This window comes from Ruegeria sp. HKCCD7296, from assembly GCF_013110775.1.
In the GTDB taxonomy this organism is placed as follows: Bacteria; Pseudomonadota; Alphaproteobacteria; order Rhodobacterales; family Rhodobacteraceae; genus Ruegeria.
Genome location: NZ_WVRF01000002.1, coordinates 234,203 through 247,466 on the forward strand (window position 1 = coordinate 234,203; position 13,264 = coordinate 247,466).

The following is a 13,264-nucleotide window of genomic DNA, read 5'->3' on the forward strand; positions in this document are numbered from 1 at the left end:
CCGTTCAGAGGCAGCAGTTACGCAATCACACCTCATCCCCGGTATCGGGATCCAAATCAGCCTCTGTCATATCCACGGGCCTGTTCGATGGAGTGTTTGGCGTGCTTGGCTCAGGCTTAACAGGCCCCTGCTTTTCATTTTCAGCAGGTTGGAGAGCTTCAGGATTGCGCAACCAAACATCTCGCTGAGCAAAGGGAATCTCAATCCCGGCTTCTGCGAATCTGCGGTTGATTTCATGGTTCATGTCCGATTTCACGGACAATACCCAGTTCACATCACGCAAGATTGCGCGGATCTCGAAATCCAGGGAATCCGCACCAAACCCTTGGAAAACAACGCTGGGTGCAGGGTTGGCCAAAACCATCGGGTGGTTATTAGCAACCTCGCCCAGAATGGTTTCAACCTGTCGCGTATCAGTGCCATACGCTACGCCCACAGGAACGATGACGCGTCCGATCGTGTTGCCACGTGTATAGTTGGTCACCACGCCGCTGATCAAATCCGAGTTCGGAACGATAACATCGGTTCGGTCAAAGGTTTCAATCGTGGTCGACCGAACCGAGATGTCACGGACATAACCCATCATCCCGTTCACATCGATCCAGTCCCCCTTCGAGATCGGGCGCTCGACCAGAAGAATGATGCCCGACACAAAATTGGACACGATCGTTTGCAGGCCAAAGCCGATCCCAACAGACAGTGCACCCGCAACAATGGCCAGCGATGACAAATCAAAGCCTGCCACCATGATTGCGATCAGCGCGGCTATCGTGATCCCGACATAACCAGACCCGGATACAATTGCGTTCTGACCACCGGGGTCGATTTTGGTTTTCGGAAGAAGCGAATTGCGCAAGCCGCTTTGCAACAGTCGCGTCAGGGTGTAGCCGATCGCAAAAACAGCAACAAAGGTCAGGAAATTGGTGGGAGAGATTGTGACGCCACCAATGTCAAATCCAAGCAGCAACCGCGACCATGCTTCCAGCAGATCAGTTTTACGCGCGCCCCAGTATATCGCCAGAATAGGCAACGCGATGATGGCCAGTGCAAATCCAACCAGTACCGAAAACAGCGAATCCCGCGCCGCGTCTCCTTGCCCCGTGATCCATCCATAAACTTGGCTGATAAATCTTTGCAGGATGACCAGCGCGCCGATCAGCACGAGTGTTTTTACAGCGGGAAACACGATGGCTTCAGAGGCATTGGTATACCCGAAGATCGCAAGGACAGGAGAACTGATGCCCAAGAGGAACAACGCCCGACGCAAGAACTCTACGACTTGACTGAAACCCGCAGAGCCGGTTGCAGCAGATTGATCTGAGCTGTCTGTTGATCGAATCTGGCGTATTCGCAAAAGCAACAACGCTGTTGCGACGATAATCGGAAAACTTACGACGGCACGGGTCGCGTCGGAAACGTTTTCAATACGTTCAAACAAAAGCGCCATTCCGTGCAGAACCAACAGCACAGCGAGTAGATCGATATACACGCGAAGTTCGGAAATTCGCGCGGCAGACAACCTTTTGAACCCTTGTGACGCCCCGATCACATACGCTTGACGACCAATCCAGTCATAAAACAAAATGATCGCTGCCCAATAAGGGACGTTTTCCAGAAGCAAGCTTCCCCTCAACCCGGTCACGCCGGTGAGGCTGATTGCTACGACCACGGCCAACACCCCAACCCAAGGCAGCAAAATGCGAAAAAGGGATATGGCAAAAGACCATACACCCGTACCGGCACCACCCAGGGACCTCAGGTAATCCCCACCCCGTTCAGACCAACGTTTACCAAAGATGAGCAGCACAGCCGCAATGACCAACAATACAAAGATCGCCAGTCCGCGATCACGAATCTGTTCACGTACGACGTCTGATCGCAGATTGGTTACCGTTTCATTTGTCAGGCTCTGGATTGCTTCTTTGATATCCACCCATGCTGGGCCCCAGTGTGACGGGTTTATCGGCGATGGGCCCTGCTCAAAGAATTCTTTTTTTTGCCGTGTGCGCAGGATTTGGTCTATTTCGCTGATCAGCCCATTTGCACGGCTGTAAGCCTCTTCAGATATGATACGCGGCACACGCAGGCTGTTTAGCCGTTCTTCAAGATGGGCCCGAAGCTGAGCTATGTCTTCAGGCTCGGGCGCGTCCCCTTCGGGTTTTGGACCCAAAGCCTTGATTTGACTTTGCAACGTGTTGATACGGTCAGTATTTGCCCCGCGAGCGCGATTGAAGTCGTCCCTGTAATTGTTTATTTCGGAACGTAAATTCTCTAACGCCGCGTCCGAAGCGCGGTTCGCTTCGATCACGGATTCAGCTCGGTCCGCCGTTCTTAGCCACCCCTGGTAGTACTCGCTTTGCCGATCGGTCAACTGCGCATTCGCGCTGCTTGTGAACCCAACAAGGCACAAAAATATCAGGACCAGAAACAGGCGGACCTGTGCCAGCATCACACGTCCTCGAATACGCCGGGAATACTACGGGGGGCCTCTGTCATCCAATCCGGCACAGGCAATTCTTTTTCACGCAGGAATTCCGGGTTAAACAGTTTGGACTGATAGCGTGTGCCATAGTCACAGAGAATAGTAACGATGGTATGGCCCGGCCCCAATTCTTTGGCCAGACGTACCGCACCGGCCATGTTGATCGCGGTCGAGCCCCCCATGACCAGACCTTCTTCGCGCAGCAGGTTAAAGATATACGGCAGCGCTTCGTTGTCGCTCATCTGGTATGCGAAGTCCGGTTTAAACCCTTCCAGGTTCTTTGTGATGCGAACCTGACCGATGCCTTCGGCAATCGAGCCCCCCTCCATCGCGATTTCGCCGGTGGTATAATAGGAATAAAGCCCTGCCCCCATCGGATCGACCAGACCGATCTTAACACCCTTGGGCTGCAGCGCCTCGGCCACGCCGGCCAACGTTCCACCAGATCCTACGGCACAGACAAAACCATCGACCTTGCCGTCCGTCTGTTCCCAAATTTCAGGGCCTGTTGTTTCCACATGCGCCTGACGGTTGGCCACATTGTCAAATTGGTTGGCCCAAATCGCGCCATTGGGTTCGGTCTTGGCCAACTTCTCGGCCAAACGGCGCGAGTAATGCACGAAATTGTTGGGGTTGCGGTAAGGCGCGGCAGGAACCTGCACAAGCTGAGCGCCTGCCAGACGCAGCATGTCTTTCTTTTCTTCGGACTGGGTTTCAGGGATGACAATCACTGTCTTGAACCCCATCGAAGCTCCGACCAGGGCCAGGCCGATCCCCGTGTTGCCTGCTGTCCCTTCGACAATTGTTCCGCCGGGTTTCAATTCGCCCCGCGCAATCGCATCCCGGATAATATACAGCGCCGCACGGTCCTTGACGGACTGGCCAGGGTTCATGAACTCGGCCTTCCCCAGGATTTCGCAACCGGTTTCTTCACTGATGCGCTTTAACCGGATCAGCGGTGTTTTCCCGACTGCGTCGGCAAGGTCTCGTGCAATGCGCATGGCGCCCTCTTGTCGTTTGGTATCGAAGAAGATTTACAGCCGCGCCGCCGTGACCACAAGCGTGATAGTCATACACGCAGCCTGTCGCGATGACGGGCCAGCCAGTAAGCCAGAGCAACCAATTGTACGTCCTTGAAAACATGACGGTCTGCCATGTCGATGAACGCGTCGAAAGGCAGGATCTGACTGCGAATGTCTTCGCCTTCGGTATCGAGACCGCCGGTGTTTGTCGTATGGGTCAAATCTCCCAATCCGACATACAGATACATGAAGCCGGTGGATGACCCGCTTGAGGAATAGGCCCCACCCGCGTATTCCAACCGATCGAATTTTACACCGGCTTCCTCCATTGCTTCACGATGCGCGGCCTGTTCGGGTTCTTCGCCCGGGTCTATCATCCCTGCCACGGCCTCCCAAAGCCACGGTTCGGGGTCGTTAATCAAAAAAGCGGGTGGCCTGAATTGTTCGACCACAAGCACCGTATCCCGCGCCGGGTCGTAGGGCAGAACGGACACGGCACTACCTTGCATCAAGCTGCCCCGATGCAGCACAGGCCCCATTGAACCATCATGCTGGCGGTGTTGAAGGTCGACTTCCTCCATCCCGAAATAGTTGACATAGGCGCGATCGTGACGATGCACGATGACATCCTTATTTGTATCTCTTGGGTCGCCTGTGCGCCGTTTGTCCGCAAGAATTTTGGCCCAAGCCCGGGTTTGAATGGCGCGAATGTTACCTGCCATCACCTCAGGCTCGATCCTGCCAAAATACGCCATCTCTTCTTCAGCGGCCAAAGCCGTGATGTCACCCAGCCTGTCTGCCCATCCCTGCAAAGACCATTGTCCATCCGGTTCCCAACTACCGGGTGCGGGAAAAAAGACCTTTGCCTCACGCTTGTTTCCGTCGTGCAGATCAACTGTCACAGGGGTCAGGTCGTAGCCGAACGCTCCTTCATAAAATGCCAACCTGGCCAGATCCTCAGACGACAAATCCTGAACAAACACGCCATGCGCGCTGTCGCCAGACAAAGGCAGGATCATCGGGAAATCCTGCCCTTTCACTGCGTTAACAGTGTGATCAGGCAGAACCGCCGATTGAACGGAAATATCTTGTAGCGGACGTCCCAGAACGCGTTCAAGCAACGGTAAATGTCGAAGCGTTCCGTAGAAAAACAAATCAGACAAATTCAATCTCTCAGGTGGCACTTCGCATCAGCGCCATTGGCGATGGGCCTGTTCAGTGGCCAGACCAGCGACAACTGCTCCAACGGCAAATGCGATCAAAATTTCAGGGACCATCAGCAACTTGCCATACTCGATACCAATCTGGAAAATGGCCATGACCGCCTCAAACGGACCGCCATATCTATTGCGCATGGCAAGGCGGAACATCTCGTAGCAGCCCTGTACGAACAAGGCCCAAAATACCAACGACGCCACACCTGTCAGGCCGTTGTTGATGCCCGCCGTCCATCCTCGTCCGGCGCGCTTGCCCATGATTGTCCAGCCACAGGCCGCGCCAAGCGCCATGTTTACATAGGTAAAGTACCCATAGTCCTTACCTTCTTCACCATTGTCGATGATCATCCCTGAGACGATGAAGGCCAGCACGACAAGGCAAACAGCGGCAACAAGACGCGAGGCAGTGGGCATATGACGGTCCGTTCGTTAACTTGGTTTTGCTATGGTGATCTGTGTCACATCACAATTGCTTGTGTCAAAGGCCGCGCCACATGCGGTCAAATAATAATTCCACATGCGGCGAAAACGCTCATCAAAACCCATTTCAGCGATCTGGTCCCACTTGGAATTGAACGTCTCGTACCAGCGGCGCAGTGTCAGGTCATAGCTTTTGCCAAACTCTTTGGATTTAACCACGCTCAATCCGGCTTGGTCGATCTGCTGCCGCAGGATCGAGGGGGACGGTAACATACCCCCCGGGAAGATATATTTCTGAATGAAATCAACACCGTTCTTGTAATAGTCCCAGCGATGATCGCCCACGGTGATGATCTGCAATGTCGCTTGTGCGCCAGGCTTCAGCCGGTCACGAACAGTTTCGAAATAGACCGGCCAGTACTTTTGACCCACTGCCTCGAACATCTCGATTGAAGCAATACCGTCATACAAGCCCTTTTCGTCGCGATAGTCTTGCAACTTGAACTCCACCTGACCATTTAATCCTGCGTTGTCAATACGTTCCTTGGCGAATTTAAACTGTTCCTGGCTGATGGTCAGACAGGTCACACGCAGACCACGCTCTTTGGCCGCATATTCCGCAAACCCACCCCAGCCGCAGCCGATTTCCAGAATATGATCGCCGGGTTTGACGCCCATCTCATCCACAAGGCTTGCATATTTGGCGGTCTGTGCCTTTTCTAAACTCTCCTGCCCGGTCTCGAAAATCGCACTGGAATAGGTCATGGTTTCATCCAGCCAAAGGCTGTAGAAATCATTGCCCAGATCGTAGTGGTACGAGATGTTCTTTTTCGCCTGCGTCCGGTTGTTACGGTGCAACCAGAACCGAAGCCGCTCATAGGCTTGCACTAGGAATTTGCCGGTAAACCCGTCATACACGGTCTCGGATCCCAGATGCACAAGGTCCATGAACGAGCGCAGGTCGGGCGTGCTCCAGTGGCCATCCAGATAGGCATCGGAAAAGCCCAACTCGCCCTCTCGTACCAGGCGCGCAAAGATATCGCCGTCATGAACGTGGACCTCAGCAACCGGCCCCGGCTTGGCTCCTTCGGCGCGGAATGTGCGACCATCGGGTAAAACGATATCAAGCCGCCCGTATTCCATTTTGGTCAGCATCTTGAAAACTTGAGCAAAATATCTGGGCAAGTCTTTTTGCCCTTCAGTCGTCGTCAGGATCATCCGCTCTCCCCTTTGCGGTGTCGATATTAAGCTAGGCCGCGATTTTGTTTCTGGCAAGTTTTCAATTCCTTAGTGGGTTTTTCGGCTTTCATAAGCGCCAAGCGCGCGGCTTCGACCCTCTGCCAAAGCAACAACTGGCGCTGGGTAGTCTGCGTCCTCGTGCAGGTTCCAGGACCGGGGGACCGCTTTAAAATAGGAACGGGCCGTTGCGCTGGGTTTTCTATGGCCTTCGGCAATCCAGCGCCTCAGATAAGCGCCGTCCGGGTCAAATTTCTCAGCCTGCGTCTGAGGGTTGAAAATCCGGAAAAACGGCGCGGCATCAGGGCCAGAACCCGCCACCCATTGCCATCCCATCGCGTTGCAGGCCGGATCCCAATCGATCAGGCACTCCTCAAACCACTGCATCCCGATTTTCCAGTGTGTCATCAGATGCTTGGTCAAATAGCTGGCCACGATCATCCGCGCCCGGTTGTGCATCCGGCCTGTCACATACATCTGGCGCAAACCAGCATCGACCACAGGGATACCGGTTCTGGCCTGTGTCCATGCAATAACGTCCGGATGTTCGGGGTCCGTGTTCCACGGAAAACTATCCCATTCTGGCTTCCAATTGTCGCTTAGCAGATGCGGCGTGTGGTACATAAGGTGATAGGCAAACTCACGCCACACCAACTGACGCAAGAAAGCCTCGGTGCCCGAAACCCCCATCAAAGCAGCTTGGTGGACCCGGTGCCAAACCGTGCGCGGGCCAAGCTCGCCCAGCGACAGGTATTCAGATAAGTTCGATGTTCCGTCCTGATCCAGCCGGTCACGCTGGCTGGAATACTTTGAAACGCGGTCCAGAAACTCGTCCAGATGATCGCGGGCGGCCTGCTCGCCAGGTTGAACTAAAGGTCGCACAACGGCTGCGCCCCGGTTCATTGCACGCCCCATCTGCCACGCGTTCAGATCCTCAGTTGCAGGCCAGGTGTCAGGTGATTGCAAACGCGTCACCTTCGCAGCGGGCGCAGGAACGTCCCGGCCCTGAACCGCGCGCCACATGGGGGTGTAAACGCGAAAGGGCTGACCGGCCTTGGTTGCGACTGTCCAAGGCTCAAACAGCAAATGCCCGGCAAAGGACTTGGCTGTCACACCTTGCTCGGTCAACGCGGCCTTGATCTCTGTGTCACGCTCAATCGAGGCCAGATCATAAGAACGCGACCAATAGACCGAAGTGGCGCCGGTCTCTGCCACTATGTTTTGCAATTGAGCCAGCGCATCCCCGCTTCGCAGGATCAAACGGCTGTCCAGTCGCGCCAATCCCTCGGCAAGCGCGCCCAATCCTAACTCAAGACGCCATTTTGGTGCCGAACCCAGGCGTCCAACAAGGTCATCGCAAACAAAGACCGGAATAACCGGGCGACCACTCTCAGCCGCTGCTGTTAAGGCTGGATGGTCCGACAGGCGCAGATCCCGCCGGAACCAAATAATGATCGGAGTTTGCCCGTGTGCCATGTTTGCCCTGCTGTTTTCTTCGTATACGAAGGCTCAGGGATAATGGATCACAAAACGCGTTCAAGCGCCTCTAAAAGTTGATCAATTTCCTGTTGCGATGTGTAATGCGTAAAGCTGACCCGAAGCACGCCCTGTGCCGGGTCAACCCCCATGGCTTGCAACGGGCGCACGGCATAGAAGTCTCCGCCACCTGCCATAACGCCGTGTTGCGCCAACTCTGCGGCAACAGTTTCAGCCGGTCGATTTAACGACATCGCAACTGTTGGCGCGCGCCGAGTGGCGTCAGATGTGCCGATCAAACGCACTGCGTTGCGATCCTTGACCGCGTCCAGCACCGGCTGCAGCAAGGACACTTCCTGACCGCGCATCAGGTCATGTACAAAAGCGCCTTGTGCGGCGGCATCAGAGGTCGGCCCGCCATGGTGCGCACTCAGCAATTCCACATAATCCGCCATGCCCGCACAGGCAGCGATCTGCGCGTGATCCGGACCGGCCGGGGTGAACCGTTTATACAAAACGTCACCGTTAAAATAATGCGCCTGATTGGGAAGCAACTCTCCTATTGTGCGTCGGATGACCATGCAGCCCTGATGCGGCCCATAGGTTTTATAAGTCGAAAACAGGTAGATATCTGGCCCAAGGTCACCAACATTCGGAAAACCATGCGGGGCGTACGAAACGCCGTCAACGCAGACAAACGCGCCTGCCGCGTGGGCAATTGCGGTGATTTCCGTCACTGGATTGATCTCACCTACAACGTTTGAACAATGCGGGAAACAGACCAGACGCACCCTTTCGTCCAGCATATTTTCAAGGTCTTCGGGCTTTAACGAACCGGTTTCAGGGTCAATCTGCCATTCGCGAATTTCGATCCCCTCATCGGCCAATCTACGCCAAGGGCCAGAATTTGCCTCATGATCCTGATTGGTCACGACGATGGCTTCGCCGGGCTTCATCCATTGCCGGAACGCCTGCGCCAAAACATAGGTATTTTGCGTGGTCGAAGGGCCGAAACTTAGTTCATCGGTGTCGACCCCCAGGATTGCGGCCATACGCGCTCGTGCTTCATCCATTTCGGCCCCTGCCAAACGGCTGACCTCGTAAGGCGCATAAGGCTGAACTTTGCGTTGCGTGTAGAACCGCGTCAGTCGGTCAATCACCGGTTGACACGTGTACGACCCACCGGCGTTTTCAAAAAAAGCCTGACCTTGCAAGCTGGGTTCGGAAAAAGCTGGGAATTGCGCCCGAACAAAATCGATATCAAGAGAGCTCATGCCTCTTTGCTCCTTAGTTTTTGCAGTCAGATCAATGAGATGCCCGCTCATGTTTCCAGGCACCTCAGAAATCATGGCAGGTCTTCCAGCCCAGCCTATCGTTACGCCGAAGAAAGGCGCACCACACGGCAGCTCTTTGATAAGAAAGAGCAGTAGTACTTAGACAGCCGCTTCCATAACCGTCAAGTCGCTGCAAAAAAAAGAAAACCCCGGAAAGAACCCGAGGTTTACATCGCGCGTTGGAACGGGATTTAGCCCTGAACTTTGGTGTACGTCCCCTCGCCCGCCAAAATGCCACGGAAACCACCGGGCTCATCCAAGCCGAAAACGATCAGGGGCAGGTTGTTGTCCCGCGCCAGCGCAATCGCCGAGGCATCCATAACACGCAGTCGCTTAGCCAGCACATCATCGTATGAGACGGTATCATAGCGTACCGCGTCAGCATGTTCTTTGGGGTCTTTGTCGTATACGCCATCAACACCGTTCTTGCCCATAAAGATCGCCTCACACGCCATTTCATTGGCACGCAGGGTGGCGGCGGTGTCCGTAGTAAAATACGGGTTACCGGTTCCGGCTGCAAAAATACAGACCCGCTTTTTCTCAAGGTGGCGCACGGCGCGGCGACGAATGTAGGGCTCGCACACCTCATCCATGCGAATGGCCGAGATCACACGCGTGAACACCCCGATTTCTTCCAGTGCCGACTGCATTCCCAGCGCGTTCATAACCGTGGCCAACATGCCCATATAATCTGCCGTGGTTCGTTCCATGCCCTGAGCTGATCCGCTCAGGCCACGGAAGATATTGCCGCCGCCGATGACCATGCAGATCTCAACGCCCAGATCGTGAACCGATTTCACCTCTTGCGCGATGCGCTGAACGGTTGGTGGGTGCAAGCCGAATCCCTGATCCCCCATCAATGCTTCGCCCGAGATTTTCAGCATAACTCTGTTATACTTGGTTTTCGGGGTTTCTGCGGTTTCTGATGAAGGGGAAAGGCTCATATTGCGCTCCGGGCTGGCACGGGGTTAATTTCCGGCGCAAAATGAAGCAAAAGCTCCGCAGGTTCAATGCGGTTGGTGAGGATCGAGGCAACCGCACATGGCCCAGCAATCAACAGCGCAATTATTTCGACACTTACCCGCCATCCCCGACGACAAACCGGTGCTGATTGCGGGCCCGACGGCGTCAGGAAAGTCTGCTTTGGCGCTTGAGATTGCCGAACGGTTTGGCGGTGTGATCGTTAACGCGGATGCCAGCCAGGTTTATGATTGCTGGCGCGTTGTCTCTGCCCGACCATCCGCCGAAGAAGAGGCCCGAGCCCCGCATCGCCTTTATGGTCATGTCGCATATGATCAGGATTATTCAACAGGTCATTGGCTGCGCGAGGTGATCCCTTTGCTGACCGGGGACAAGCGCCCAATCATCGTGGGCGGCACCGGTTTGTACTTTACCGCGTTGACCGAGGGCATGGCACAGATCCCGGCCACACCCCAAGCGATCCGGTCTGAGGCGGACCAGATACCGCTGCAAGAGCTAATCGACGGAATAGACAACGACACGCGATCCGGTCTGGACACACAAAACCGGGCTCGCGTGCAACGCGCCTGGGAAGTCCAACGCGCCACCGGACGAAGCCTGCTGTCTTGGCAGGCCGACACGCCACCACCGGTTTTGAACCTAAGGGACACCGTGCCAATTGTCTTCGACGTTGATAAGGCTTGGCTTTTGGCGCGAATAGAGCGTCGATTCGATCAGATGCTGGATCAAGGTGCCATCGAGGAAGTGCGCGCCATGCAGGATCGTTTTGACCCCAGCTTGCCCGCGTGCAAAGCCATCGGCGTACCCGAGCTCAGGGCCTACCTGAACGGGTCAATGACCTTGGATCAGGCTCGTGAACGCGCAACGATTGCGACACGGCAATTCGCTAAGCGTCAGCGCACCTGGTTTCGGGCGCGCATGAAAGAATGGAATCACGTCGAAATCTCACCATGATACCAAGCACATTAACGTTGCTCGGATGATCTCCTTAAGCGCCGTCAAGACACTGTTTTTAATGATTTTATTTCAAATCCACAAGTGACCCTTAACAACGGCCGCGCTCGAATCTTTACCGTCTAATGACGACAGACCACGTGTTCAACTTGGCGAGAATGTCGTTTTTGAACGTTTAATGACGAATTCGAACATTGACGTTGGCGGAATTCTGGTGCCGAATACCGTCATGGGGATGCACAGAAACCAAAAATCAAAACCCTTCAATCTGGCGACCGGTAAAAACCGGGTCGCGTAGAACCATAATCAATCAACAAAATCTAATGTCACAGGGAGACATCTATGACGAATGACGTAACCACCAATGACAAGGTGCACTGGGCGGCCGAGATGCACGCACAGGAATACCGTGACGGCAAGCTGAGCCGCCGTGAGTTCCTGACCCGTGCCACCGGTCTGGGCGTTACCGCAGCCGCTGCATATGGCATGATCGGCCTTGCCGCTCCTGCTCAAGCCGAAGGCGAAGACGCCAAGAAAGAAGGCGGAACCATTCGCGTTCAACAAGAAGTACGCGCACTGAAAGATCCGCGCACTTATGACTGGTCGCAAATCGCGAACGTCTCACGCGGGACGCTGGAATATCTGGTCGAGTACAACTCGGACGGGACATTCCGCGGCATGTTGCTGGAAGGCTGGGAAGTCAACGAAGACGCAACGGTCTACACTCTGAAAGTCCGTTCGGGCGTCAAGTGGAACAATGGCGATGATTTCACCGCTGATGACGTGGCCCGCAACATCGCACGTTGGTGTGACAAGAGTTCGGAAACCAACTCGATGGCTGGTCGTTTTGCTACGCTGGTTGACGCAGATACAGGTCAGGCCGTGGAAGGCGGGATCGAAGTTGTCGACGCCAACACCGTTAAGCTGAACCTGCCTGCTTCTGATATCTCGCTGATCGCAGGTATGGCTGACTATCCGGCTGCGATCGTACACAGCTCATTCAGCGAAACTGACCTGCTGAACAACGTCGGTACGGGCCCCTACCTGATGAGTGAGCTGGAAGTCGGTGTGAAAGCGGTTCTGACGCGCAACGAAGATCACACCTGGTGGGGAGAAGAGGTCTTTGGTCGCCCTGCTTTGGACAGCATCGTGTACACCGACTATGGAACCGACCCGTCAGCGTGGCTGGCGGCACTGGAGTCCGACGAAGTCGACATGCTGTATGAATCAGTTGGCGAGTTCATCGACGTGATGGACGGACTTGGCTATGTGAAGTCCGAAGTGGTCACGATGAACACCATTGTTATCCGGCCGAACCAGCTGGCCGAAATTGATGGCAAGCAAGTCTACGCGGACAAGCGCGTGCGTAAGGCTTTGCAAATGGCCGTTGACAATTCGGTCTGCCTGGAATTGGGCTTTGGTGGCCGCGGCACGCCTGCCGAAAACCACCATGTCGGCCCGATTCATCCAGATTATTACGAACTGCCACCGCAGAAAGTGGATCCTGAGGGTGCACGCGCCCTTATGGAAGAGGCCGGAATGGCCGATTTCGAACATGAGCTGATCTCGATCGACGACGACTGGCGCCGGAACACAACCGACGCCGTGGCCGCGCAGCTGCGCGACGCGGGGATCAAGGTCAAGCGGACCGTTCTGCCGGGCAACACCTTCTGGAACGACTGGGCAAAGTACCCCTACAGCTCGACCAACTGGAACCACCGTCCGCTTGGTGTTCAAATCTGGGCACTGGCCTATCGGACAGGCGAAGCGTGGAATGAATTTGGCTGGTCCAACGCCGAGTTCGACTCAATCCTGACGGAAGCTCTGGCGATCGCAGATGCGGACAAGCGCCGCGAAGTCGTCGCCAAGGGCGAGGCCTTGATCCAGGAAGAAGGTGTAACCATCCAGCCCTATTGGCGTGCGCTCTATCGCCATATGAAAGATGGTCTGGTCGGTACTGACATGCACGTGTCGTTCGAACATCATCACTACAAGTGGGGCTGGGCCGCTTAACGCCAGCCTGCTTCTCACAAGGGGCGCCTGATTGGGCGCCCCTTTCCAGCCGCAGACCTGCCGACACGGGGTCGGATGTCCGAGGCCAGAAAATGGTCCACTGATCTGCGGAACACCCGAACAACAGGG

10 protein-coding genes are annotated in these 13,264 nt (G+C 55.1%); 2 read left to right on the top strand and 8 right to left on the bottom strand.

All coding sequences use genetic code 11. The features are described from left to right. Positions 1-25 precede the first annotated feature (25 nt). The 8 genes from GS632_RS03870 to pyrH all read right to left on the bottom strand — a co-directional run bounded on the left by GS632_RS03870 (position 26) and on the right by pyrH (position 10,131). Positions 26-2,449, bottom strand: coding sequence for a DUF3772 domain-containing protein (locus GS632_RS03870; RefSeq protein ID WP_171721377.1), 2,424 nt, complete (start codon positions 2,447-2,449; stop codon positions 26-28). After that, the gene (locus GS632_RS03875; RefSeq protein ID WP_171174399.1) at positions 2,449-3,483 is read right to left on the bottom strand and encodes a cysteine synthase A; all 1,035 of its coding nucleotides are present in this window, start codon (positions 3,481-3,483) and stop codon (positions 2,449-2,451) included. The genes GS632_RS03870 and GS632_RS03875 overlap by 1 nt, the downstream gene beginning before the upstream one ends. A 68-nt stretch (positions 3,484-3,551) precedes the next feature. Continuing rightward, positions 3,552-4,667: an NUDIX domain-containing protein gene (locus GS632_RS03880; RefSeq protein WP_171721376.1), complete on the bottom strand. Its 1,116-nt coding sequence runs from the start codon at positions 4,665-4,667 to the stop codon at positions 3,552-3,554. 27 nt (positions 4,668-4,694) lie between these two features. Next, on the bottom strand, positions 4,695-5,135 hold the full coding sequence (locus tag GS632_RS03885) for a TrgA family protein (RefSeq protein WP_171174403.1): 441 nt from the start codon (positions 5,133-5,135) through the stop codon (positions 4,695-4,697). Between the two features lie 15 nt (positions 5,136-5,150). Further along, positions 5,151-6,359 (bottom strand): cyclopropane-fatty-acyl-phospholipid synthase family protein, encoded by a 1,209-nt coding sequence (locus GS632_RS03890; protein WP_171174405.1) that lies wholly within the window; start codon positions 6,357-6,359, stop codon positions 5,151-5,153. Positions 6,360-6,428: 69 nt separating this feature from the next. Next, complete coding sequence (locus tag GS632_RS03895; RefSeq protein ID WP_171721375.1) at positions 6,429-7,853, bottom strand: deoxyribodipyrimidine photo-lyase; 1,425 nt, start codon at positions 7,851-7,853, stop codon at positions 6,429-6,431. 47 nt (positions 7,854-7,900) lie between these two features. Beyond that, positions 7,901-9,127 carry an aminotransferase class V-fold PLP-dependent enzyme gene (locus tag GS632_RS03900; RefSeq protein WP_171237475.1) on the bottom strand — a complete coding sequence of 409 codons (1,227 nt, stop codon included), beginning with the start codon at positions 9,125-9,127 and terminating at the stop codon, positions 7,901-7,903. 251 nt (positions 9,128-9,378) lie between these two features. Then, positions 9,379-10,131: a UMP kinase gene (pyrH, locus tag GS632_RS03905; protein WP_171174412.1), complete on the bottom strand. Its 753-nt coding sequence runs from the start codon at positions 10,129-10,131 to the stop codon at positions 9,379-9,381. Positions 10,132-10,228: 97 nt separating this feature from the next. On the opposite strand from pyrH, the gene miaA reads away from it, so the two are divergent. Next, positions 10,229-11,122 (top strand): tRNA (adenosine(37)-N6)-dimethylallyltransferase MiaA, encoded by an 894-nt coding sequence (miaA, locus tag GS632_RS03910; protein ID WP_171619160.1) that lies wholly within the window; start codon positions 10,229-10,231, stop codon positions 11,120-11,122. Between the two features lie 342 nt (positions 11,123-11,464). Next, positions 11,465-13,135: an ABC transporter substrate-binding protein gene (locus GS632_RS03915; protein WP_171174416.1), complete on the top strand. Its 1,671-nt coding sequence runs from the start codon at positions 11,465-11,467 to the stop codon at positions 13,133-13,135. Positions 13,136-13,264: the final 129 nt, after the last annotated feature.